At 63.9% G+C, this 23,248-nt stretch carries 20 protein-coding genes and 1 tRNA gene; 11 read left to right on the top strand and 10 right to left on the bottom strand.

Annotation, left to right across the window (positions count from 1 at the left end; translation table 11 throughout):
* Positions 1-13 precede the first annotated feature (13 nt).
* From ACL02S_RS18465 to ACL02S_RS18455, 3 genes are all read right to left on the bottom strand, one after another.
* Complete coding sequence (locus tag ACL02S_RS18465; RefSeq protein ID WP_412803691.1) at positions 14-679, bottom strand: SAF domain-containing protein; 666 nt, start codon at positions 677-679, stop codon at positions 14-16.
* 87 nt (positions 680-766) lie between these two features.
* Complete coding sequence (locus ACL02S_RS18460) at positions 767-1,087, bottom strand: FmdB family zinc ribbon protein (protein WP_412803690.1); 321 nt, start codon at positions 1,085-1,087, stop codon at positions 767-769.
* A gap of 69 nt (positions 1,088-1,156) precedes the next feature.
* On the bottom strand, positions 1,157-1,747 hold the full coding sequence (locus ACL02S_RS18455; protein ID WP_412803741.1) for a 5-formyltetrahydrofolate cyclo-ligase: 591 nt from the start codon (positions 1,745-1,747) through the stop codon (positions 1,157-1,159).
* A gap of 86 nt (positions 1,748-1,833) precedes the next feature.
* On the opposite strand from ACL02S_RS18455, the gene ACL02S_RS18450 reads away from it, so the two are divergent.
* From ACL02S_RS18450 to ACL02S_RS18420, 7 genes are all read left to right on the top strand, one after another.
* Positions 1,834-2,790 carry a UTP--glucose-1-phosphate uridylyltransferase gene (locus ACL02S_RS18450; protein WP_412803689.1) on the top strand — a complete coding sequence of 319 codons (957 nt, stop codon included), beginning with the start codon at positions 1,834-1,836 and terminating at the stop codon, positions 2,788-2,790.
* 155 nt (positions 2,791-2,945) lie between these two features.
* Positions 2,946-4,202 carry a molybdotransferase-like divisome protein Glp gene (gene glp / locus ACL02S_RS18445; protein WP_412803688.1) on the top strand — a complete coding sequence of 419 codons (1,257 nt, stop codon included), beginning with the start codon at positions 2,946-2,948 and terminating at the stop codon, positions 4,200-4,202.
* Positions 4,203-4,214: 12 nt separating this feature from the next.
* A complete protein-coding gene (locus tag ACL02S_RS18440) occupies positions 4,215-4,865 on the top strand; it encodes a GNAT family N-acetyltransferase (protein ID WP_412803740.1) in 651 nt (216 codons plus the stop codon).
* Positions 4,866-5,158: 293 nt separating this feature from the next.
* Positions 5,159-6,235 (top strand): divisome protein SepX/GlpR, encoded by a 1,077-nt coding sequence (sepX, locus tag ACL02S_RS18435; protein ID WP_412803687.1) that lies wholly within the window; start codon positions 5,159-5,161, stop codon positions 6,233-6,235.
* Between the two features lie 92 nt (positions 6,236-6,327).
* Positions 6,328-6,403, top strand: a tRNA-Ala gene (locus ACL02S_RS18430).
* Between the two features lie 634 nt (positions 6,404-7,037).
* Entirely contained in the window at positions 7,038-8,189 is a 1,152-nt protein-coding gene (locus ACL02S_RS18425; RefSeq protein WP_412803686.1) for a beta-ketoacyl synthase N-terminal-like domain-containing protein, read from the top strand.
* On the top strand, positions 8,189-9,160 hold the full coding sequence (locus ACL02S_RS18420; protein ID WP_412803685.1) for a hypothetical protein: 972 nt from the start codon (positions 8,189-8,191) through the stop codon (positions 9,158-9,160). Before ACL02S_RS18425 ends, ACL02S_RS18420 begins: the two co-directional genes overlap by 1 nt.
* Positions 9,161-9,393: 233 nt before the next feature.
* Here ACL02S_RS18420 and ACL02S_RS18415 read toward each other — a convergent pair whose 3' ends face one another.
* The 6 genes from ACL02S_RS18415 to ACL02S_RS18390 all read right to left on the bottom strand — a co-directional run bounded on the left by ACL02S_RS18415 (position 9,394) and on the right by ACL02S_RS18390 (position 18,948).
* Positions 9,394-9,807, bottom strand: a complete 414-nt coding sequence (locus ACL02S_RS18415; protein ID WP_412803684.1) for a hypothetical protein — start codon at positions 9,805-9,807, stop codon at positions 9,394-9,396.
* A gap of 100 nt (positions 9,808-9,907) precedes the next feature.
* Entirely contained in the window at positions 9,908-10,189 is a 282-nt protein-coding gene (locus tag ACL02S_RS18410) for a hypothetical protein (RefSeq protein ID WP_412803683.1), read from the bottom strand.
* Positions 10,190-10,492: 303 nt separating this feature from the next.
* Complete coding sequence (locus ACL02S_RS18405) at positions 10,493-11,098, bottom strand: hypothetical protein (RefSeq protein ID WP_412803682.1); 606 nt, start codon at positions 11,096-11,098, stop codon at positions 10,493-10,495.
* Between the two features lie 334 nt (positions 11,099-11,432).
* Positions 11,433-16,463, bottom strand: coding sequence for a DNA repair ATPase (locus ACL02S_RS18400; protein WP_412803681.1), 5,031 nt, complete (start codon positions 16,461-16,463; stop codon positions 11,433-11,435).
* Positions 16,460-18,331: a flotillin family protein gene (locus tag ACL02S_RS18395; RefSeq protein ID WP_412803680.1), complete on the bottom strand. Its 1,872-nt coding sequence runs from the start codon at positions 18,329-18,331 to the stop codon at positions 16,460-16,462. Before ACL02S_RS18395 ends, ACL02S_RS18400 begins: the two co-directional genes overlap by 4 nt.
* Entirely contained in the window at positions 18,331-18,948 is a 618-nt protein-coding gene (locus tag ACL02S_RS18390; RefSeq protein ID WP_412803679.1) for a hypothetical protein, read from the bottom strand. Before ACL02S_RS18390 ends, ACL02S_RS18395 begins: the two co-directional genes overlap by 1 nt.
* A 457-nt stretch (positions 18,949-19,405) precedes the next feature.
* Between ACL02S_RS18390 and ACL02S_RS18385 the strand changes: the two genes are divergently transcribed.
* On the top strand, positions 19,406-20,842 hold the full coding sequence (locus ACL02S_RS18385; RefSeq protein WP_412803678.1) for an ABC1 kinase family protein: 1,437 nt from the start codon (positions 19,406-19,408) through the stop codon (positions 20,840-20,842).
* A gap of 193 nt (positions 20,843-21,035) precedes the next feature.
* Here the strand turns inward: ACL02S_RS18385 and ACL02S_RS18380 are convergent, their stop codons facing one another.
* The gene (locus ACL02S_RS18380) at positions 21,036-21,488 is read right to left on the bottom strand and encodes a hypothetical protein (RefSeq protein ID WP_412803677.1); all 453 of its coding nucleotides are present in this window, start codon (positions 21,486-21,488) and stop codon (positions 21,036-21,038) included.
* Between the two features lie 276 nt (positions 21,489-21,764).
* Here ACL02S_RS18380 and ACL02S_RS18375 point away from each other — a divergent pair, with 276 nt between their 5' ends.
* From ACL02S_RS18375 to ACL02S_RS18365, 3 genes are all read left to right on the top strand, one after another.
* Positions 21,765-21,998, top strand: coding sequence for a metallothionein (locus ACL02S_RS18375; RefSeq protein ID WP_412803676.1), 234 nt, complete (start codon positions 21,765-21,767; stop codon positions 21,996-21,998).
* Between the two features lie 215 nt (positions 21,999-22,213).
* The gene (locus ACL02S_RS18370) at positions 22,214-22,657 is read left to right on the top strand and encodes a GyrI-like domain-containing protein (protein WP_412803675.1); all 444 of its coding nucleotides are present in this window, start codon (positions 22,214-22,216) and stop codon (positions 22,655-22,657) included.
* Positions 22,654-23,088 carry an effector binding domain-containing protein gene (locus ACL02S_RS18365; RefSeq protein ID WP_412803674.1) on the top strand — a complete coding sequence of 145 codons (435 nt, stop codon included), beginning with the start codon at positions 22,654-22,656 and terminating at the stop codon, positions 23,086-23,088. Before ACL02S_RS18370 ends, ACL02S_RS18365 begins: the two co-directional genes overlap by 4 nt.
* Positions 23,089-23,248: the final 160 nt, after the last annotated feature.

The following is a 23,248-nucleotide window of genomic DNA, read 5'->3' as shown; positions in this document are numbered from 1 at the left end:
GGTCCGCGGCGGATCAATGGAAGACCACAGTCAACGCGGTGCGCAGCGACGCAGCGGCTACGGCCACAGCGTGATCGGCGTCCATGGCCAGCAGGACCACGCGCTCCGTGGCGCCTCGTCGGTCCGTTTTGCCTGAGACCAGGATGACGGCGGCATCTGTGGCCACGGTGCGAGCCGGCTGGGAGGTGGGTTCGTGCGAGTCCTCGGCGGCGATCACATCGATGCGGTCGCCTGCGCGCAAAATATCGGTGACCGCGGTGTCGGCGAGACGGATGGGTACGATCCTGGCTTCGGTGGTGCCGGTTGCCGCCGCGGCCAGTCTGGCACCGACGACGCGTAAATCGGTGAATACTTCGCCCTGACGCATAGCACCGGCCAATGCCGCGCCGATAAGAGCGGCGGAATCGGTACTCGCGCCCTCGGGTACTGTGCGCGCCTCATGTGGTACCGCACGCAGGTCGTCCGCTTCGAGGAGCTTTCCCGGTGCCAGATCCCGGCTCGCGACGAGTACTGTTGCCCGCTCGGTGGTCGGGTCGCCGCGCCAGAGGAGAAAAGCCGCCGATGCGGCGAGGGCGGCAGCGAGCAGTCGTCGGGCGAGTACCGCATCGGCCCAGGGCGGACGGCGCCATTCGGACGGATTCCAGCTATTCCGGCCCAGCTCGATGCGTGCGCGAGTCATGGCCGGATCCTATGGCGGAATTCCCTCGCGCATGGGCGGGCCGCAGGGGTCTGTGGATAGCGGTACGGGTTGTGTACAACCCGTGAATCAGCTGGCTACGGCAGTGCTGGTGGACGCGGCGGAACCGCTGGAGGAGCCGGAGCTCGCGGAGCCGGAGTCGGAGGAGCTCGAACCGCTGTCGGATGTGGCACCGCTGTCGGATTTGGCGGGCTCGCTCGCGGTGGCGGAGCTACCACGGCTGTCGGTGCGGTAGAAGCCGCTGCCCTTGAACACGATGCCGACCGAGTTGAACAGCTTGCGTAGCTTTCCCGAGCATTCCGAGCAGACGCTCAGGGCTTCGTCGGTGAAGGACTGAACGATGTCGAAGCGGTTGCCACACTGGGTGCACGCATACGAATAAGTTGGCACAGGATCCTCCGCAGTTTTCGTCGGTCTAGCACTCTACAGCCGACAGTGCCAACACCGCCAATCGGCATTTCATTCCGTGGCGCGATCGACACCGAGCCGGTGCAGGCCCGCGTGGGGGGTCAGTGCCCAGCCCATGCGGATATCGTGCGGTTGCTCGGGCAGGTGGCCGACCAGTTCGTCGTCCCGGACCACGGCGATCAGTCGCGCGTCGGGGTGAGCACCCGGCAGCGTCCGGTCGTAGTAGCCGGCGCCACGGCCGAGACGCACCCCGCGCCGATCCACCGCGAGGGCGGGTACCAGGATCAGCTCGGCCTCGGCGACCGCCTCAGGCGACAGCACCGGGCCGATGGGTTCCAGCAGTCCGTAGCGGGCGCGGCGAAGCGCACTCGGTCCAGTGTACTCGGCCCAGTTCAGCGGCCCTGGTTTCCCGGTGATCGGCAGGAGGACCCGCGCTCCGCCGGAGCGTAGCGCGTCCAGCATCGCTGTCGATCCGGGTTCCCCACCGACCGGCACATACGCGCAGACCCATCCCGTTGCGCCGAGCGTGCCTGCTGTCGCGGCCAAAGCGGTTGCCTCGCGCTCCAGTTCGGGGGCGCTCAACGCAGCTCGCCGGGCCGATAGTTCGACGCGCAATGTGTGTTTAGCGCGCTCGCCGGGCATTTCCACAGTAAGCACCATAGGCTCACCCTGGTAGCGAGTCGGTATGACGCCGAACCAGCGGCAGGATGGACGGATAGGGTATACCCATGACAGCGAAGGCCGGACAGCCCGATGACACGACGGCGGTGTCGTGCTTCCGCACGGCCGTGGTGCCGGCGGCAGGGTTGGGAACACGGTTTCTGCCCGCGACCAAGACGGTGCCCAAAGAGCTCCTCCCTGTGGTGGATACTCCCGGCATCGAACTGGTCGCCAGCGAGGCGGCAGGCTCCGGTGCGGAGCGCTTGGTGATCGTCACATCCCCTGGCAAGGATGGCGTCGTCGCGCATTTCGTCGAGGATCTGGTGCTGGAGAGCACGCTCGCCGAGCGCGGGAAGTACCAATTGCTGGAGAAGGTGCGCAAGGCGCCGGGATTACTCGATGTCACTTCGGTGGTACAAGAGGAGCCACTCGGGCTCGGCCACGCGGTCGCGCAGGCCGAGCGAGTCCTCGACGACGACGAGGATGCCATCGCGGTGCTGCTGCCGGACGATCTGGTACTGCCCTACGGAGTGCTCGATGTGATGAGCCGGGTGCGCCGCAAACGCGGCGGATCGGTGCTGTGCGCCATCGATGTACCGAAGGAACAGGTCAGCGCCTACGGCGTATTCGATGTGGCGCGGGTGCCGGATGCGGTGAACCCGAATGTTTTGCGTGTCAAGGGGATGGTGGAGAAGCCAACGCTCGCCGAGGCGCCGTCGACCTTCGCCGCCGCGGGCCGGTACTTGCTCGACCGCGCCATCTTCGACGCGCTGCGCCGGATCGAACCTGGCACCGGCGGCGAATTGCAGCTCACCGATGCCATCGCGCTGTTGATCGACGAGGGACACCCGGTGCATGTGGTGGTGCATCGTGGGTCGCGGCACGATCTTGGTAACCCGGGCGGCTATCTGCGTGCCGCAGTCGATTTCGCATTGGAACGAGAGGAATACGGCCCCGCCTTGCGCGAGTGGCTGAACCACCGGCTCGGTCCGGATTGGGATCCGCGGCTGGCTCGAGGAGACTGAGGGCTCGGTCGAGTTTCGCCAGGAATGAACCCTCGGGTACGAATGATGGTTCATCGTGGTGCGCACGCATCGACGTGCGCCGCGGTGGGTTCGCGCGCACGCGAATGGAATGCCCGCGAATGGGAATGGAGTGCGAAGAGATCAGGAAGGGCTGGATGCGCTCGGTTGAGGATCAGCAGATCAAGGTAACCGCGGCGGCGGTCGCGCCGCGGCCGGTCCGGGTCGCGATTTCCGAGGCCCAGGGCTTGCTGTGCGCCGAAGACGTGGTTACCGAGCGGTCGCTGCCAGGTTTCGACCAGGCCGCGATCGACGGCTACGCGGTGCGCAGTGTCGATGTCGCTTCCGCGGGTGCCGAGATTCGCGATGAGGCAGGTGATCTCGTCGACCTGACCCTGCCTGTGGTCGGCGAGGTGATCGCCGGGTCGCGCCAGCCCATTCGGTTGCAGCCGCGGCAGACCGTCCGTGTGGATACCGGTGCGCCGATGCCGACACTTGCCGATGCGGTGCTGCCAGTGGATTTCACCGATGGCGGGCGAGCAAGGATCAAGGTGTACGAGGCGGTGCGCTCCGGTGATTATGTCCGGCGCGTCGGCGACGATGTACAACCAGGCGATGTGGCGGTGCGTGCGGGAACCATCATCGGTGCCGCCCAAGTCGGCCTGCTGGCCGCGGTCGGGCAGGACAAGGTCCTGGTGCACCCCCGTCCGAGGCTCTCGGTGATCTCGGTGGGCGGTGAGCTGATCGATATCGATCGCACGCCGGGCCCAGGGCAGGTCTATGACGTGAACTCCTACGCGCTGGCCGCGGCCGCGCGGGACGCGGGCGCGGATGTGAACCGGGTCGGTATCGTCAGCTCCGATCCGCGTCAGTTACGTGATGTGGTCGAGGGGCAGTTGGTGCGCTCCGAAGTAGTCGTTATCGCGGGCGCGGTCGGCGGTTGGGCTTCTGATCAGATCAGGGAGACCCTGGAGGGTCTCGGCGAGCTCGAAATCACCCGGGTGGCCATGCATCCGGGCTCGGTACAGGGCTTCGGCAAGCTCGGCCGCGACGAGGTGCCGACTTTTCTGTTGCCATCCAATCCGGTCGGAGCGTTGGTGACCTTCGAAGTGATGGTGCGCCCACTGATCCGGATCGCGCTTGGGCGCAGACATCCCATGCGCCGGATCGTCCGAGCCCGCACCATCACGCCGATCAGTTCTGTGGCCGGGCGTAAAGGGTACTTACGCGCGCAACTCATGCGGGATGAGACCACGGGCGACTATCTGGTTCAGCCCCTTGGCGGTACGAACTCGTCCTCGTATCTGCTCGCCACACTCGCCGAGGCGAACAGCCTGATTATGATCGACCCTGATGACACCGAAATCCGCACCGGTGATGAGGTTCAGGTCGCTTTCCTCGCGCAACGCGGCTGAAACATGGATGCGATGAATGTCTTCCGGGTGGCGCAACACCCGGGGTGGCCGGTGCGGCTCGGTCCGGTCCTGGTACCGGCGGGACAGGTGACATTGCGGCCGGTTCGGTTGCGTGACGCTGCGGCGTGGAGCCGGATCAGGTTGCGGGACAGGGCGCATCTGGAGCCGTGGGAACCTACCGGCCGTGGGGCATGGGAGGCGCGTAACCACGCGTCCAATTGGCCCTCGTTGTGGTCGAGCCTGAAGACCGAAGCGCGCCGCGGCGCGATGATCCCGCTGGTGATCGAGGTGGATGGCGCCTTCAGCGGGCAGTTGACCATCGGCAATATCGTGCGCGGCGCACTGCGTTCGGCTTGGATCGGCTACTGGGTGGCCAAGGATCTCGGCGGGCGGGGCGTCGCGACCGCGGCGTTGGCTCTCGGGCTGGACCACTGCTTCGGGCCGGTGGGGCTGCACCGAGTCGAGGCGACGGTACGACCGGAGAATCTGGCCAGCCAGGCAGTGCTGCGCAATGTCGGCTTCCGGGAGGAGGGGCTGCTGCGGCGCTATCTCGATGTGGACGGTGCTTGGCGGGATCACCTGCTGGTCGGCATGACCGTAGAGGATCTGCCGGAACCGGTGGTGGACCGGCTGGTGCGAGAGGGGCGCGTCACCTTGATGTGAATGACTGCGATGTACACGGTCTCTGCGCGGTACCGCATGGCCGCTGCGTATGGCGCGGTGGTGGAAATGTGACGGGTGTGGCGGATGTGTCCGGCGCGCCTGCCGGAACTTGGTACTACCCAGAATTAGCCTACGGACATCGATGGTGCACAGGTGCCATCGACAGGGAGCCTGCGAGGCGACCGGTGTCCACGCCACCGCGTCGGACGGCGGCCGGACGAGTACGGGGCGGGTAATGCCCCACTCGCAGGCCGAACCGGCGACTACCAGGCGGGGACGGAGGTACTGACGCGATGCCGAATTCGGTTCTGTGGATCGGCTTTGTCGTGTTCTGGATCTTCTTCCTTGTCCCGATTCTCGCCGACCGCCACCCGAGGATTCGCCGGATCACCGACGCCGCGTTGGCGACCAGGGTCCTCTATCGCGGTGACGGAACGAAGCGTTCGCGGAAAGGTCCGGCTGCCGGACACGACACCGACCCGAACTGGCGGCCCCGCCGCGTACCGAGAAAGTATCCCCCCAGCGATGATGCGGAGGACCGGATGACAACACCGGCCGACGAGCCCGTCACCGAGATCGACGAGGAAAACCCGGCCGATCCCATCGAAGCCACGGCATCCGGCATCGCTGACGCCGTACCGGACGACCCTGGGGCATCCGGCACCGGCCGTGCCACCGCTGCGCCGGATGACGGCGAATCGGAAGGCGATATCGCGGTCGCCGAATCCGCCACGAAAACCGCTGCGGCGGCCGATGATGACGACGTGGGCGTATACCACCCGGAACCAGTCGCGGCCAGAATTCCGCCCGCGCGCTCCACTGTGCCCGCCTACGCGGTGTCCGAGGAAGATTACGACGCCTATCCAGCGGAGCCGGAGTTCATTCCTACCCGGCGTGGCCGTGGTGGCTTCGACCCTGAAGCCGACGCCATCGCCCGCGCGGCCCGCTATACCTTCCGGCAACGCGCAGTCCTCGGTTTGCTACTCACCGCACTATGCTGCGGCATCCTGGCTTTCCTGCTCACTCCGATCCTGTGGTGGGCCGCTGGGTTCACCACTGTGACATTGGTTACCTATCTGGCTTACTTGCGTAGGCAAGTGCGGATGGAGGAGGAGATCCGCCGCAGGCGCACCGCCCGCCTCGCTCGTGGCAGGCAGTACCGCGGAGCGGACTCGTACGGGCGTCGCGGCGGACACGAGTTCGACGCTATGGATCACGACACCGCTCGCACTCTGCATCGCCGTTCGGAGCTCGTCGAACCGGACGACGAAGACCCGGTATTCGACCACCTCGACCCCTTCGATCCCGCCGCCGCACGTGCCTTGCGCACACGCACAGGCAGGGACATCCGCCGAGCGGCTGGTGCGTGATGATCACTATCAACGCAGGTCAAGCCGTCGATTCGGCGACAGGGGGGATGGCCTGATACAGTGTCACAGCGCGGTTCCCCAGGGAATCGCACGGGGCTATAGCGCAGTTGGTAGCGCGTCTCGTTCGCATCGAGAAGGTCAGGGGTTCGATTCCCCTTAGCTCCACCAGATCGTTCCTATTCGAGCCCGCTCTGGCGAGTCCGTAGTTCAGGGCTTCGAGTAATCTCAACAGTCCACCACCACATTTCTGGTGGTGGACTTTATCCATATGACATGGGTCGGTGCCCCGGCAGTGTAGGGATCGTGCTCGGCCACCTGGTCCCTGGCATGGCATCGGCAGAGCAGTGTTCATCGATCGGGGTATGTAGATCCTGTTGTTGCAGGCGGGGTCATGTTCCTGATTGTCAGGTTTGGTTCGTTACCCGATCGCATTATCATGCGGAAATATAAAGAAAGTGTGAAGGTTGATCCTATCCGGTGATTCCTCGATGCCGATGGCGTCACCCAACTCTTGCGAATTCATCGCGATATGTAGATATAGAGCTGATTACCGTTCCGATGGATACCGTCATAGAGGACCGTGGGCTGCATCCGCCGAGTGTGGCGTCGATTGCCGATCTTGTCGAAAATGATACGGGATATCTCGGCAACGAGAGTATAGCCTCGGTGCGTACACTCTCAGGTATCGAGAGTGTGGCCTCGGTACGTGCAATATCGGATATGATGGACCTGATTCGCCTGCAGCTACCGGATCCGCGTTATAAGTAAACTGTTGGAAGGTTTTCCGAGGAAGTGTGCATCTATGGATGCCTATATCACGGCAACTGGACGTTTTCTGCCAGGTGAGCCCATTACCAACGATGAGATCGACGATTACATCGGCAAGGTCGGTCGGGCTTCGTCCATTCTGAAGGATCAGGTCCTGCAGAACTGTGGGATAAAGACCAGGTACTACGCCATAGACAAGCACCAGCAGACGGTCTATTCGAACACGGCCATGGCTGCTCGCGCGGTTCGGGACGCGGTGGAGCGGGCTGGTCTGCAGCCGGAGCAGGTGGAGATGCTCGCTGCGGCGACTACTATGCCCGATCTGATGCTGCCGGGTCATGCCAGCATGGTGCACGGCGAACTCGGGTACCCGCCTATGGAGATCGTTACGACGCATGGTGTCTGCAGCTCGGGGATGATGGCGTTGAAGAATGCCTATCTCCAGGTAAAAGCCGGGGAGAAGTCGACGGCAGTGTCGGTGGCCAGTGAGCTGGTCTCGCGTGGTATGAAACACACGCGTTACAAGGATATGAGGACAGTTGTCGAGCAGGGATCGCTGCCCATGGAAACAGCTTTCCTGCGATATATGCTGTCGGATGGCGCGGGTGCTGTGGTGGTGTCGAACACGCCTGCCTCCGATCGGTTGAGTTTACGCATCGATTGGATATCGCTGACGTCGTATGCGAATACCGAGAAAGCATGTATGTATCTCGGTAGTAAAGATAACACGTGCGAGAAGACTTCGGGCGATTACCCGAACGCCTTCGCGGCTGTGGCCGATGGTGCGGTGGCGCTCCGGCAGGAACTATCCCTGCTACCTCATTTGGTTCGGGTCGGTTTGGATGAGTTCGAGCGACTTTCCCGTGAGGGAAAGTTCGACATCGACACCCTGTCATGGATGCCCGCACATTATTCGAGCGAGGGAATGAGAGTGATGATCGCCGACGAAATCAAGCGCCGGGGTATTCCCATCAGAAATCCCGAGAGGTGGTTCAGCAATCTCACCCGGGTGGGAAATCTCGGCAGTGCCAGCATGTTCGTCATTCTCGATGAAATGCTTCGGGAAAATTATATCCGAGCCGGTGAAAAGTTGTTGTGTATGGTTCCGGAATCGGGTCGTTTCGCCATCTCGTACATGCATTTGACAGCGGTCCCGGGTATCGGGCAGCAGGAGAATGTCGGATAGTGAGCGAATCGACTCCCCCGCACCGGGTGGCGGATCAGGCAGCGGGCGAGAATATTTGTACCGCAGTGGTATTCGAGTACAGCCAGACAGGTCAGCTGACCGAATCGGTCGATGCGCTGGTAGCGCCCTTGATCACATCCGGATGGCGAGTGCGCCGGATAGCGGTCGAGCCGGTGCGGCCGTTTCCGTTTCCCTGGCCGGTTCCGCGTTTTTTCGGTGTATTCCCCGCTTGCGTGGACGAGGACGCGACTGTGGATCTGGCTACTCCGGTCAGCGAATTACACTCGAAGCCTGGGGAGTTGGTGATACTCGCCTATCAGGTGTGGTACTTGGCGCCATCGCTGCCGATCCGGACGTTACTGAACCGGCATCGGGATATCTTCGCTGAGCGTGAGGTCCTGACTCTGGTCGTGTGCCGGGACAAGTGGTACTCGGCGGCGGTAGAGGTGCATCGGCGTCTCACCGAGATGGGCGCTCGCATTGCGGGGGCGGTCGCGGCCATCGACACGCGGGCGCATGCACTCACTCTTGTCAGCACGCTGCGGTGGCTGCTGTTCGGCAAACGTGACGGGAGCTGGTTCGGGCGTGCCGGTGTGGGGCCAGAAGAATTGAGCAGGCTCGCCGAGCTCGGCGAGCGTATCGCCGAGCAGAAGTCTGCCGATGAGATCGCTGCGGTCCTGCGTGATAACGACTCCGCCCCCGTCATGCCCGTATTGGCTGCTGCTGATCTGATGGCGGGGAAAATGTTTCGGCGGTGGGGTGGCGGGATCAGGCGTGCATCGCTGATCGGAGCCCCTGCCCGGGTCGCGATGCTCATGGCGTTCGTTATCTGGCTCGGTATCGCGATCATCGCCGGGTTGCCTGTGCTTGCACTGGCCAGGCTGATCGGCGGAGAACGCTTCGACCGGGCGGTGCGGGCACGGGTCGCCGTGGCGCTGGGACAGACGAGCGTGATCGGGGCACGCACATGACACCGCGCTCGCCAGATCAGCGCGCATCTTGCCGGCTCCAGCCGGGGCCTCCGTCAGCCGCGCAGTCACGTCACGTACTCGATGAATGGCCGAACGGATCTGGCGGATGCTGCTTTCGCGCACCAAGGCTTCGTTCCCCGGCCAGATAAGCGTGGATCCTCTTACGGTCATGCCGGGTATGGCGAGCGATCTTCGAGATCGCCCGGCCTCGCTTACGCAGTGCCGCGTTTTCCCTATCTTCCTCCCACGCCGATATGAGAAGGCGGGCTTCCTTTCATGGCGGGTTCGGCCGTGATGTCGCCGTCGGCCGCATAGCGTTCAGGGAAGGATGTCGTCAGGAACCATTCGGTCGCGAGCTGTACGTGGCGGCATGATTTCCGGTGGGTGGTGTGGCTTCGAAGGCGCGGATCGCGGTAGGAGCCTTGGAGCTGGAACGGCGGTGTGGTGCGGGTAGCGTCCGCGGTAGCGGCTGAGGCGATGTAGGCGCGGTTGGCGGCCATCACCACGTCTCGGGCCCGCAGCAGGATGCGCAGTACCGAGGTGATGTCGGGCAGTACATCGCCGAGGTTCCAGACGTCGGCGCGGTTGGCGAGCATATCAAGGATGCGCAAGCGCATACCCTGCTCGGTGTAGGGGTTGCCTGCCATTCTGAAAACGACACGGTCGCCGCAACCTCTTAATCGAGAGTGTTGAGACGACCGTATGAACCCGCCAAAGGTCGGAGGGTGTTTCGTATTCGGGTAATAGCTATCCGGCGTTGTGGACCTGCATATGGATCTCGGTGACGAGCCGCCACAGTTCCTCCGGAGTCACCTCACCCGGCCGATACTGGATCGCGATGTACATGGCGTCCGCAGTCAAAGCCCACTTGTCGAGATCATCTGTCGTCGTGGTGATGAACGCATGCTCACCGTAACGGCTGCGGCGATCTGCGGGAGCAGGCTCATAGTGGAAGAACGGTTCCGGATACAGATCGGCTTCCTCGGTGACTTCACGTTCACTGACCGGCTCGTTCCGGGTACTGACCAAAATGCTCCCGCGTACATCTACTGATTCCGGTGACGGACAATACAACACACAGAAGAACCTTTCGGGTTCGTTCTCGTCGACCACCTTTGGAAAGAGTCCCTCGAACGCCGTGGGCAGTGCGTCATCGAGCGCTCCGGGACGATGTAGGGCGGTCAGGTTCGCATCGTGACCGTCTGTGGGGTGAGCTGGTGACACCGGGGTCCTCCTGGTTGCTCGAGGGGCGGTCGGTTCCCGGCCACGGCCGGCGACGGCGAGTGACATGGTGGCACACATACGCACAGTGATCGTCGTTCGGGGCGAACATCATCCGACGCAGCGGTGCGCTGCGGAGGTCGGGTACGCGGTGATGATGTCGCCGTTGGAGTCCTTGACGATTACATTGTTCCAGAAGTATTTTCCTGTAATTTCGCCGTTTCGCTTGTCATACATCCAGATCTTGCGGGCAAAGCAAGTCTTGCCGTCCTGCTTCGACGTGGCTTCCGGATGCCGCAAGGCGGCCTCGATCGAGTAGTCCATCAGGTTCATCCACCGATCACCGGTTATCAGAGCCTTGTTCGACCAGTCGTCCATATGGCGACCCTTGATGTGCTCGAATCCATACTCACGATTTCCGCACACCATGAACGCACGCCTCCCGCCTTGAACGTCGTAGGTTCTGATGTGCTTGCGTTCGTCTGACATCCCACACGGGCGATACGGCGGAGTCCCGGGGCTGTGCCGCAGGATGTTCGAGTCTTGGCGTAGCTGATCAAGGGCTGTGCTTATCCGATCCGGCACCTGCGAGGCCGCTGCGGTTGTTGCGTTGCCAACACTCATGATCACGAAAGTGAGCATCACCACTACGAACCTGATCCCCCTTCCAGCACGCGAACCCAGCAACTTGCTATCCTCGAGTGCGATCCTGTTCATCGGTTATACCTTTCGTTGGGCAATGCCGAGTTGTTTTGCCTCCAATAGGTTTTGACGCAGTAGATGGCGTCACGGTTCCTGCGTTTTCGGAGAATCTTTGAAACACGACCGGTAGTCGAGCAGGACACAGGCGGCTACCGGTACTACCCTTCTGTTTGCTGTTGGCCTGCTGGTCGATGCATTCGGGGATGACCACTACGATTAGTTCGCCGCCCCGCAGCCGCAGCACCTGGATACCGTCGAAACGGGCCTTGTGGGACACCACGGTCGCCGAGATGCCGGCCGGGATCTATGCGCTCGACGGCAAGGGCCGACGCAAGCCGGATGGATGTCGTCAGGAACCATTCGGTCGCGAGCTGTACGTGGCGGCATGATTTCCGGTGGGTGGTGTGGCTTCGAAGGCGCGGATGGCGGCTTCGATGGCGCCGATGCGGTCGGCAAGCAGGCCGAGTCCGCCGACGGCGCGAGTCATCGGGTCGTCGGTGTTTCCGCCGAGGGCTTGTTCGCGCAGGTAGGCGGCTTTGACCTCGTTCCATCGGGTGGCCTGGGTGGGGGATAGGCGACCACGTAGTTCTGCTAGCTGGAGCAGATTGGCTTCGGCGTTCGCCGCGAGGGTTTGCGCTTCGGCGGCGTAGTGGTCGTCGATGAGGGTTTCCAGTTCGTCGTTGTTCATGACGGGGACGATGCGTGCGGCGATCGCGTTCATATCGCGGTAGGAGCCTTGGAGCTGGAACGGCGGTGTGGTGCGGGTAGCGTCCGCGGTGGCGGCTGAGGCGATGTAGGCGCGGTTGGCGGCCATCACCACGTCTCGGGCCCGCAGTAGGATGCGCAGTACCGAGGTGATGTCGGACAGTTCGGCGGGGGTGTACGGGTGGGTGAGCTGATCGGGGCGCGTGGTGTCGTCGCCGCGGGCGAGGCGAACGAGTAGTTCGAGGTCGCCGCGGTCGCGTGAGGACAAAGGTGCGAGAACAGGGTTGGTGGTGAGCGCGTTCTCCAGGTAGCTGAGGGCGAACAGATCCTCCCGCCCGGACAGTACATCGCCGAGGTTCCAGACGTCGGCGCGGTTGGCGAGCATATCGGGGATGCGGAAGCGCATACCCTGCTCGGTGTAGGGGTTGCCTGCCATGCAGACCGCGAAGCGTTTGCCACGCAGATCGTAGGTGCGGGTGCGGCCTTCCCATACGCCTTCCATCCGGCGCTGGGCATCGCACAGGGAGATGAACTTCTGCAGCAGTTCCGGTGAGGTGTGTTGGATGTCATCCAGGTAGAGCAGCACGTTGTTGCCGAGTTCGAGTGCGAAGTCGATTTTCTCGACTTCTTGGCGTGCGGTGGCGTTCGGCGCCTCGTCGGGGTCGACCGAGCGCACCATATGACCCAGCGCGGGCCCGTTCACCTTGACGAAGATCATGCCGAGCCGGGCGGCGACGTATTCCATGATTGTGGTCTTCCCGTAACCGGGCGGTGAGATCAGCAAGAGCAGCCCGGACTGGTCGGCGCGCTCGGCCGTCCCGAGTTGCTTGGCGAGGTTGTCTCCGATCAGCGGCAGGTACACCTCGTCGAGCAGGCGGTTGCGGACGAATCCGCTCATCACGTCGGGCCGGTACTCTTCGAGGCGAAGGCGGTTGCGTTCGGCGGTGATCAGCTCATTGCGTCTGCTCTGGTAGGCCCGGAATCCGGGAACGCGTTCGGTGTGGAACCGGTGTGCGCGGGTCATGAGCTCATCGAGCCGGAAACTCATCGTGCGGTGCGCGATACGAGGATGATCGCCGAGCAGGCCGGGCACTGTCGCGGTGAGCTCGGCCGCATGGTCGTAGCGGGTGAGCTCGGCGCCGCACAGTTCGATCGCGACCGCTTCGGCCACATGGGCAGCCAGATCGGCGTCGGCGCTGTGCTCGGTGAAAGCGGTGAGCCACGCGGTCACGAGTTGGCGGCGCAGTGGCAGATCGCCGCCGAGAGCCCGCAGGTCCTGCGCGAAATCGACGCCCGGTGCGTGCCGGCTTTTTGCCAGATGCCGGTGGAATCCGTCGATGAGGTCGCGAGCCGCTTCCGCGGTGACGAACCCGTCGGGTCCTGCGGCGATTTCCTCGAACAGGTACTCGCCCGCCAACTGCGGAGCTACGTCGTCGAGTCCGAGCCGATCGGAGAATTCCGCTATCGCGATGGCGAGTTCCTCGCGCACCGAGGCATGCAGAGTGGTGTCGGCGAAGATCGTCGCGGCGCGGGCCATCGAGGTGATCCGGGTCGTCCACCGCTGCCGAGTCGCGGTGTCGTTCGGCTGCCAATCGGCTGCGCCGAAGGACCACCACAGCTGGGCCGCGGCCCGGTCGATCGGACGGTAACGCAGCAGGCCCGCGTCGGCGTGCAGGCGCAGCATCGCTGCCAGGATCGCGGTGGCGTCGTGGTCGTGCACGCCCATCTGGTAGCTCTCGTCATAGCGTTGTTCGGCGGCATCGCGTATCAGTGCGTGCAGTGCGTCGTCGGTGGCGGCCGCCTGATGGAGAGTATCCACGGCGCCGCGTGTCTGTGCATCGCCAAGGATCGCGGTCGCAAGGTACTCGCCCCGATACATCTGCGTGGTCTCCGAGACCAGCAGCTGTGGCCAGTAGGGTGCGGTGTCGGCGAAATCGTCGTCGGGCAATGCCGCACGGTAATCGGTTCCGGTGATGACGTAGACCATCGACCCTTCGTGCGGGACCAGCGCCAGTTCCGGCTCATGGGTGGTGACCGCGAAACGATGGTTGCCGAGGCGGATGGTCGCGCCACCGTCGGTGAACAGGTCGATCCGATCGCGTAGCGCGCGAGCGGCTTCCTGCCGCAGGGCGGTGCGGCGATTGTCGAGTTCTTCGGCGCGGACCACATCGCCTGCCCCGCGCAGTTCGGTCACGGTGTCGCGCAGCCTGGCCACCATCGGGTCCACAGCGAAGTAGGTGTTCACCTCATCGAGGGACGACAGCGCGGCGCAGCGGCGTTCGATGCTCGAAAGCATGCGCTGTGCCGATTCGAAGAGCCGGCCCGCGCGCCGGGTACGTTCATCGAGCAGTGTCTGTTTACGTGCCGCGAACGCCTCGTAGATATCCTCGCGTTCGGTATCGAGTCGTGCGGCGAAGTCGTCGAATGCGCCGAATCGCGCCTCGAGGTCTTCCACTCGAACCAGCAGTTTCGCGAGGTGGTCATCGCAGCTGTCCGGTGTGTCGATGGCCGCGAGCGCGCCTGTTACCGCCTGACCGAGCAGCGCGAACTCCGCGGTGAATTCCGCTCTGCCTTCGGCGGCGGCGAGTTCGCCGCGACGTGCGTCCAGTGTCGCGCGGGCACGATTGACCGCGGCCAGCACGGCGCCGGTGTGTTCGAGGATCCGGGTACGCACGGTCGCGTCCACGATATCGAGGTCGGTGACAACGCCGATCACGGTCTGCAACCGTTCGGTCCGCTCGCTCAACGCGCGTTGGATCGGTTCGGCCTCGGCGACGGTGCCGATCGCCTCGGCTCGATCGGTCTCGGCGGCGATGGCGTCGCGGTAGTCGTCGAAGACCGCTTCCTCGCTGAGGAACTCGATGGCTCGACGGCCGGTGTCGGTGAGTGCGGTAGATACCGACGCGGCGAGTTCGTCGAGCCTGGCGGGATCGACGTAGCGCATCTCGCGCAGCGTGTCGAGATGACCTCTGGCGTGCCGGAGCTCGGTGAGCCGCCGGACCCAGTCGTCGGCGGTGGTGTCGTCGGCGGCGCGCGCGGTGCGGATCAGGCTCGCGATGTGCTCGGCCGCCGTCTCGACCGCGGTAGCCGCCTGGTCGGTGAGTGCGGCGACCTTCTCGTACTCGGTCGATACCTGTTCGGCTGTGCTGCGCAGCGCCAGCAGGGGCTCGGCGATGCCACCGAGCTCACTGTCGTGAAGCCAGTGGTTGTGGTCCACGGTACGGACGCAGGCGGCGATGATCGCTTCGAATACCGCGGTGGCGGGGGCCATGTCCTCGACCATGCGCGCCACCGTCAGGCAGTCGGCGATGCCGCGCACCAGATCGGCGTTGCCGATGCGGGCGAGTGCGCCGGTGCCTTCCGGTTGGGCGGCGGCGTGAGCGTCGGAGGCGAACGGGGTCTGCCACACCTGCATGGGGTGTACGCGGGTCGGTTCGTCCGATACGGCGCGGAAGACGATCATGGTGCCGTCATCGAACAGCGAATATCCGTGGCAGCTGATCGGAGCGGCGACCTGCTTGCGGATGACGTTGTACGGCAACAGCAGCGTGCGCCCCTCGGCGCGGGCGTGGAAGACGTACAGCACGTCCTCGCCGTTGGCGGCGCGTACCGTGCGTTCGTACTCGAGGTCGGTGACCGGTGCGTCGAAGGTCTTGTGGACTCCGGTGTCGAGGTAGTAGCCGCCGGGGAAGATGATGCCTTGGTCGTCGGGGAGCAGCCGGCAGGAAAGGCCGATGGCGTCGAGCCGCACCACGGTCTTCGTTCGGGTATTGAAAACCAGGTGCCGCCATGTTGTTTCGTTGTAGGGACGGATGCGAAGCAGGATCAGCGCGCCGACCTCGGCATAGTGGACGTCGGCGTCGGCCAGGCTCTGCAGCGGTTCGTCGACCGGCTCACTGTATATTCCCGCGCCGGTCTCGGTGTTGTTCTCGACCTTGATGGTGAGGGTCCCGCCGAGGGTCTCGACGAAGACCTCACCGAGGATCGACAGGTGCGGACACCGACCGGAGACCTGGTCGTCGCGGGTGCTCTCGGTCCAGGTGAACTCGTGTGGCGTCGGGAAGACGTGATCGCGTTCGCCGCGGTTGTCGCGGTAGGCGACGGTGCCGGATACCTCGGTCCGCCAGCACAGCACCTTGATGTCGTCGGTGCGTTGCCCGGTCTGAAAGACCGCGAGCAGCCTGCCCTCCAGCGTGCGTAGTTGCAGCAGCTGTGTCTGGCTGTAGTACCGGTACAGATCGGCGAAGTCCCGGTGGAACCGCGGATCGTCGAGTACGCCGGTCGGCTCGGCATCGCTGAAGCCGAGCCCGGTCTCGTCCCGGTGGAACCGGTGGACGGCGAACACATCACCGACCTCTGTTTGCGGTTTCATCCCGATGAAGACGTTGTAACCGAACATCATGCGCCCATCGGGCAGCGCGACGATATCGCGTGGCACGCAGTTGTGCTCGGTACGAATCCGTTCGGTGCCGAGCAGCGCGAACTCCGAGCCGCCGAATTCCTCGACACGGCGTTGGTTGAGTTGTTCGCAGCGTCGCGCCAAATCGGCCGACTGCTCGCGCAGACGGGCTCGCAGCACATCGTAGGTGCCGCCGTCGATGGCGGCACCTACGGCCGGGGTGGTTGCGGCCACCCCGGCCGATTCGTTGTGGTGCTGCGGCTGCGGCGCGCTCATTTCCCGAGGGTGACGTCGCCGGTGGCGCCATCACCCGCGCTGTCGGGAACCGAACCGTTGCGGGCCAGCAGTGAGCCGGCCATCGCCGTCGCCATGGTGCCGGTTTCGGACTGCAGCAACCGGTCCAGGCTCTTGCCGAGCCCGATGGACCCGACCAGCCGGTCCAGGAACATCGACTCGCCGCCGACGATGTCGATATCGGCGTTCTCCAATCCGGTGGCGAGCACCTTGGCCTGGGCTTCGGCGACCTCGCGGTGCGCGTGCAGCTTGGCCAGTTCCACGTCCTTCTCCAGTTCCAGGCGCAGCCGGTATTCCTCGTGCTCGCGGGTCGCGTCATCGAGGGCCGCCATCGCTTCGGCCTTCTCCTTGAGGCCTTCGGCTTCGCCTTTGAGCTTTTCGCGCAGCCCCTCGGCTTCGGCGAGGTTCTTCTCCCGCAGTGCTGCGGCCTCGGCGCGGCCGACCTTCTCGATGGCGTCGGCTTCGTGCGCGCGCACCTTGGCCTGTCCGAGCCCGTAGGCCGCGGACTCGGCCTGTGATGCCTCTGCGAGCCGGATCTTGGCCCGTGCCTGTAGTTCCGCGGCCTGTTCCTCGGCCTCGGCCAGCGTGAGTGCCTCCTTGGCCTTGAACTTCGCCGACGCCTCCGCGGCCTCGGCGGCCTTGATGTCCTTGACCAGATGCTCCTGCGCATCGGCTTCGGCGCGGATGATGATGGCCTGGCGCTCGCGTTCGGCGGCCTCTACCGCGCGCAACCGGTTGATCTGCTCCTCCTGCTCGGCGACGGTCTTGTCCACCGCGACCCGTTCGCGCACCACTTCCGATACCGTGCGGCGTTCGGTCTCCAGTTCACGCTCATTGGCGATCTGGGCCAGTGACACCGCGCGATCGCGGTCGGTGACCTCGAGCAGCCGGTCCTTCTCGATGCGTTCGGATTCGATCGCGATGACCCGTTCGCGGTTCTTCTCCGCGACCGCGATCTCACGGTTCTTGTTCTGTTCCTGGATGCCGAGCGCTTCCTCGGTGCGCAGGAACGCGTTCTGCGCCTTCAGCCGCTCTTCGGCCTGCACCCGCTGGATCTCGGCTTCTTCACGGGCGCGCAGAGTTTCGACCTCGCGACGTTGCCGGTTCTCCGCATCCGCCTGCTGCCGTTCCAACTCGAGTACCGCCTCGCGGGCCTCGACGTTCTGCCGGGTGATCTCCTTCTCCTCTTGGCGGCGGAACTCGTTGGTGCGCACGTGTTCGATCGCGGTCAGCTCGGTGATCTTTCGAATGCCTTGTGCGTCGAGGATGTTCTGGCTGTCCAACTGCATCATCGGGGTCTGTTCGAGGTAGTCGATCGCGGCGTCCTCCAGGCTGTAGCCGTTGAGGTCGGTACCGATCACGGCGATGATGCGATCACGGAACTCGTTGCGCTTGGTGTAGAGATCGACGAAGTCCAGATGCTTGCCAACGGTCTTGAGCGCCTCGGAGAATTTCGCATTGAACAACTCTTGTAGCGTCGCCTGGTCGCTGGCTCTGTCGGTGCCGATCGCCTGGGCCACCTTGATCACATCCTCGACCGTCTTGTTGACCCGGACGAAGAAGGTGATGCGGATATCGGCTCGAATGTTGTCGCGGCAGATCAGCCCGTCCCGGCCGACCCTGGCGATCTCGATCGTCTTGACCGAGATATCCATGAACTCGGCCTTGTGCAGGACCGGCAGCACCACTGCGCCGGTGAAGGTGACATCCACCTTCCGCATCTTCGAAATGATCAGCGCACGCCCCTGGCTGACCTTCTTGAACAGGCTGCTCACCAGAAGCATCCCGGCGAGCGTTACGAGCAGGGTCAGCGCGAGCAGCACGCCGAACCCGATTGCGATGGTCGACATCAGTCCCCCTCTGTCGCAGCCACCGAGAACGTCCCGGTGGTCTGGTTGTAGTCATAGACAAGTGCTGGATCCCCCTGGGAAAGGGGAACGGTCGAGGCATGCCGTCGGCTCTGCCTGACCTGGATGACGGCCGACGAACCGTCGGCGGAGATGAGCTCGGCTTGACCGAATTCCGAATCGACGTGGCTGGTGCGGATCACGCATACGCGGCCGAGGAAATCTTGTTGCGAGGGCGGAGCCGAGCCGCGCAACAATCGCCGCAGCGGGAGGACGATGGCGCGTGTTCCGGCGACAGCCATAACCACCGCAACGACCAACACCGCGAAACCCACTGCTGCTGCGGCTATTCCGCCGATACCGGCCGCGTGTATCGCCGCCGTTCCGGCCAGGCTCGTGAACCACGATATCGAGACCGATCCGGTGATCGTCACCGTCACGGGTACGCCGGAGCCGAGGAACTCGAAAACTCTTGCAGGCCAGACTATTTTGATTCCATCGAGCAGATCGAGATCTGCGGCGCCAACCAGAACGAGTAGCCAGTACCCGAGTACGACCACTAACGCAAAGGTGAACAGCGCGGTAGGAAAGGCGAATGCGGCGGCGAGGAACTCACCCATGACGCGGCGAGATCGCTAGCAGCACCCCTGAATCAGGATGCGCGCGAACCTCACCGCATTGACCGAACCACCGAATCCTGCGGACATCGCAGCAGAAGCACCCATGAATAAGCACGACAGGCTTCCCCTCGTCAAGCCAACCCCCGACCCGAATGGGCCAGGCTCTGCCGACCAGGCTTCCCGGCGCTCCTGCCCGTAAGAATGCCGTAAGAGCGTCTCCGACGCAACCGGTTTACCACCGGGACAATTCCTGGCCTGCAGTACGCCGCGGCGGCGCTGTGGAGCCGGGCTGGAGCAACCACGTATGAAAAACCTCCGGCCTGAAACCACCGGCGTGCCCGATGACGAACCAGGAGCCAGGCATGCTTCACTCATGTGGTGGAGATGCGGATATGAGCGAGCGCGCCACAGCTGCTATGACAGTCGTGCCGGAGCTGGGCGCCGATGAGGTGAGCGGATGAGCGCCGACCCGTTGTCTTTCGCCGCTGCCTCGCGCGCCGCGCGCCGTCCGCCTGCCGAGGCATTCGCGGTGCACCGGCCCCGGCTCGATGCCTTCGGGGTGTCCGAGGTGCTTCGGCTGCTCACCATCACGCTGGTATTCGGGTTCGCCCTCACACGCCGGGTCGTCTTGGCGGCGGTCCGCTCTGTGCCGGGCATGCGCGGGAGTGCTGGTCGGCGTACCCGGCGGGAAGTGCTGGCCGAGGGGGTCGTCGATGCGTTCGAACGGCTCGGGCCGATGTTCGTCAAACTCGGGCAGCTGATCGCGTCGTCATCCGGGGCCTTTCCGCGTGAACTCTCCGATGCGTGCCTGCGCTGCCTCGACGATGTGCCGGCCTTCCCGGCCGCCGCAGCGCGGAAGATCGTCGAACAAGACCTCGGTCGGCCGATCGAGGAGTTGTTCGTCTCGTTCGATGACGTGCCGTTGTCGGCGGCCTCGGTCGCGCAGGTGCACGCATGTGTGCTCGCCGACGGCCGCGAGGCTGTGATCAAGGTGCAACGGCCTGGGATCGCACGCCGGATGATCGTGGATCTGCGGACAGCGCTGGTATTCGCGAAGCTGCTGGAGCGGCGATCGGAGCGCGCGCGGATCACCAACGCTGTCGGCGTGGTGCGCGACCTGTACGAGGTCACCGTGGCGGAATTGAACTTTTTGGTCGAGGCGGACAACCAGAGCCGGATCCGCACCAACCTCGGTGTATTCGGTGACAACAAAGAAGTCGTTGTTCCCGAAATCTATTGGGAGTTGTGCGGGCGGCGCACCATCGGGATGCAGCGATTGCGCGGTGTCCCGCTCGACCGGTTCGACGTTGTCGGCACGCATCCGGATCCGGAGCTGCTGATCCGGCGGCTGGTGAAAGTGTGGTTGGAAGGCGTCATTGTTCACGGTCTGTTCCATGGTGACGTGCACGCGGGAAATCTGTGGCTGCTAGAGGACGGCAGAGTGGCGATGCTGGATTTCGGCATCGTGGGAACGATGGCACCGCCATGGCGGGCCATGGTCAGGGCGATGTTCTACACCAGCGCTTTCGACGGGGACTTCACTCGGGTAGCCATAGCGTTGCGCGAACTGGACCTCTTCGGCGAGCGGAGCGCGGACGACACCGCGATCGGCAGGCAGCTCGCCATCGTGCTCGGCCCGATCCTGTCCGGGGAATTGGCACGACTGAACCTGCAGACGTTCACCGCGGCATTACTGGATTTCGGTAAGCGGCGTGGCGTCGCCGGACCGGAACCGCTCATCCTGATGGGCAAGCAGCTCGGCTACTTCGAACGGTATGCGATCGCGTTGGCTCCCGGCTGGGAGCTGGGACGTGATATCTACTTGCTGCGCAATATCTTTCCCGCCGAGGTCGCGGCGAAGGCCGAGGAGCGCGGTATCGAGCTGCCCGACTGAACTCGCGCCGGGATATGCGGTCGGCGAGAGCGGTTCGAGGTTTCCGGTAGCGGCCTGTCGGCGGCCGGGCCGTCGGCAGGGGTAGTGCCGACGGCCCGGCCTCGGCGTGGTCCGGCGAAGCGCGTACCGAAGGGTGGTATGAGCTCTGGATACCTGATCGGCCTCGATGGCGACAGGTGGGGGCCGCGGATACTCAGCGGATTCGGATCTCGGCCGTCGGCGCGGAAAGGTGTGGGTAATCGGTGGTGACGTCGACATGTACCCGGCCACTGCCAGTGGGCAAGTTGGCGAAGACGGTTTTCGGTAGCCGGTTCAAGGCGCCGTTGTCGGTGACGGGTACGGCGACGGTTCCCGTAGCGCCGGTATCGAGATTGCGCCAGTTGGCGAAGGCCGTGAAGGTGCACGGCATGCCAAGGGGGAGATAGTTGACGAAACTGATGCCGAAAAGGGCTGCCCCCGGTGTGCCGGTCGGTGACGAGACCCCCGCGTCCCCTTGGCCATAGCAGATATCGCCGAGGGTGTAGGTGGCACCGATACTCACGAACGCGGGTTGATCTGCCCTCGCCGGAGTCGCGGAGGACGCGAACGCGCCCGCGCACAGTGCCGCGACGAGGGCGCTTCGTCCGGCCAGCTGCTTGCCTGTCACTAGCGATCACGCTCCTTCTGTTCGAATCGAGCACTCCCGATCGGCCATTCTGCACCGTCGGGGCATGGTCCCGGACCGGTTTTCCGCGCGCATCGCATACCGCGACCCATGTCATGGCACGCCGAGCGGTATCGCGGCAGCGGCAGGCCCGCCGGTCGCCACGGCGATGGATTCGTCGCGACCGCTCCGCAACGGTAGTTCGTTTCGCCGGAGCGGAGGTGGGTACCGCGGATCCCGACGAGCTGTCCAGCTATCCGAAAGGACCGGTGATATCTCATGGCTACCTGCGAAACGTGCGGAAACGAGTACGACAAGACGTTCACCGTGATCAGTGACGGCCGCTCCGCCACGTTCGATAGCTTCGAGTGCGCGATCAACGCGATGGCCCCGGTGTGCACGCACTGCTCGTGCCGGATTCTCGGGCACGGTGTCGAGGCGAGCGGGAAGTTCTACTGCTGTGCCCACTGCGCCCACAAGGAAGGTCATTCGGCTTTGGTCGATCACGTGTGAAGGTCGAGGCTCGGCGTAGCTGCTATATGCAGGACCTCGGTCGGCCCCGGCGGTATCCGATAGCCTGAATCGGACGTTTGTCCAGTTCAATGATGTGGGGGTGAATGCTGCGCTGGGCATGCTATCGGTGCCGCCGGACCGGGGGTTGATAGCATGGCGTTTCCGGCAGACCGGACGCAGGTAGCTCACCCCGGCTTCATTCGAAAGAGTCCTTCATGCAGTTTGACATCGTCGAGCGGGACGAGACGTGGGTTGCCGGGCTGCCGGTACGCAGCCCGAAGCGTGCGCTCGGGAAGCTGCGTGACTACGATCTGGAGGCCGCGTGGGCCGCGGTGTTGCATCAGGAGCTCGGTGGGCCGTTGGCCAGTGCGTATACCGATTACACCGGTGAGCTCGGCACCTACAACACGCAGATCGTCGGATATCGGTGCACCTCTTTCGATGAGGTGACCCGTGGGCACCTGGTCGCCCGCTTGCCGCGCGGGACCTATGCGCGGTTCTCTTCGGTCGGCAACTTCCCGCAGGTGATGACCGATTTGTGGACGCAGATCTCCTACGCCGAGGAGCACAACCAGATCAAACGCACCTATACCGGTGACTTCGAGTGCTATCCGCACGCCTACAAGATCGATCTCTATCTGGCGGTCGACGCTCGATGAGCTATGCGATCGTCGTGCGCCCCGAGGTGATCTATGGCGGGCTGGTCGTGCCACGGGTGCGTCCGAGCTTCAAGGTCAGCAACAGTGATCTGATCGAGTTTCTCAAGGATCGGCTGCGCGACCGGGAGGGTATGAGCGAGCCGCTGTATACGGTGTACGTTCCGGATCCGGCCGGAGACTGCAACGCGGTGGTTTGTTTCGAGTATTCCCGTGTGGACGATGTGCCGGTGGGTGACATTCTGGTGCGGGTGCCTAAAGGTATCTATGCTCGTTTCACCCCGAACGGGGACTATCACGATCCGGTGGAGGACGTGTGGGCGCAGGTCGATGACGCGACTGCGTCGGCCGAGGTGGCTCGGGCCTATGCCGAAGAGGTCGAGATGTGGTATGGCCCGGAGTCTGTTGAGCTGTTCATCTCCATTCGCATATAGTTCATTCGTATATAGTCCGTCCACATATGGTTAGCCAATAAGTAGCCACCTTCGAACCGACTGGTCTCCACGTTATTTGCGGCGCTGGCAACACAGGGTTTGAAATGCGGAGTTATTGTGTGTACCGCAGAGTTTTCGGGAGATTAGCCAGATTTCTAGT

The sequence above is a fragment of the Nocardia spongicola genome (genome assembly GCF_047200775.1).
Lineage (GTDB): Bacteria > Actinomycetota > Actinomycetes > Mycobacteriales > Mycobacteriaceae > Nocardia.
The sequence above is the reverse complement of the archived record's forward strand: the minus strand, read 5'-3'. Positions and strand labels throughout refer to the sequence as shown.

Coding starts and splice junctions, on each gene's coding strand:
- ACL02S_RS18395 (WP_412803680.1), bottom strand. CDS start 18,331: ATGTCGACCATCGCAATCGGGTTCGGCGTGCTGCTCGCGCTGACCCTG.
- ACL02S_RS18385 (WP_412803678.1), top strand. CDS start 19,406: ATGAGCGCCGACCCGTTGTCTTTCGCCGCTGCCTCGCGCGCCGCGCGC.
- ACL02S_RS18415 (WP_412803684.1), bottom strand. CDS start 9,807: ATGGCAGGCAACCCCTACACCGAGCAGGGTATGCGCTTGCGCATCCTT.
- ACL02S_RS18455 (WP_412803741.1), bottom strand. CDS start 1,747: ATGCCCGGCGAGCGCGCTAAACACACATTGCGCGTCGAACTATCGGCC.
- ACL02S_RS18375 (WP_412803676.1), top strand. CDS start 21,765: ATGGCTACCTGCGAAACGTGCGGAAACGAGTACGACAAGACGTTCACC.
- ACL02S_RS18440 (WP_412803740.1), top strand. CDS start 4,215: ATGAATGTCTTCCGGGTGGCGCAACACCCGGGGTGGCCGGTGCGGCTC.
- ACL02S_RS18405 (WP_412803682.1), bottom strand. CDS start 11,098: ATGAACAGGATCGCACTCGAGGATAGCAAGTTGCTGGGTTCGCGTGCT.
- ACL02S_RS18365 (WP_412803674.1), top strand. CDS start 22,654: ATGAGCTATGCGATCGTCGTGCGCCCCGAGGTGATCTATGGCGGGCTG.
- ACL02S_RS18400 (WP_412803681.1), bottom strand. CDS start 16,463: ATGAGCGCGCCGCAGCCGCAGCACCACAACGAATCGGCCGGGGTGGCC.
- ACL02S_RS18450 (WP_412803689.1), top strand. CDS start 1,834: ATGACAGCGAAGGCCGGACAGCCCGATGACACGACGGCGGTGTCGTGC.
- sepX (WP_412803687.1), top strand. CDS start 5,159: ATGCCGAATTCGGTTCTGTGGATCGGCTTTGTCGTGTTCTGGATCTTC.
- glp (WP_412803688.1), top strand. CDS start 2,946: ATGCGCTCGGTTGAGGATCAGCAGATCAAGGTAACCGCGGCGGCGGTC.
- ACL02S_RS18370 (WP_412803675.1), top strand. CDS start 22,214: ATGCAGTTTGACATCGTCGAGCGGGACGAGACGTGGGTTGCCGGGCTG.
- ACL02S_RS18390 (WP_412803679.1), bottom strand. CDS start 18,948: ATGGGTGAGTTCCTCGCCGCCGCATTCGCCTTTCCTACCGCGCTGTTC.
- ACL02S_RS18465 (WP_412803691.1), bottom strand. CDS start 679: ATGACTCGCGCACGCATCGAGCTGGGCCGGAATAGCTGGAATCCGTCC.
- ACL02S_RS18425 (WP_412803686.1), top strand. CDS start 7,038: ATGGATGCCTATATCACGGCAACTGGACGTTTTCTGCCAGGTGAGCCC.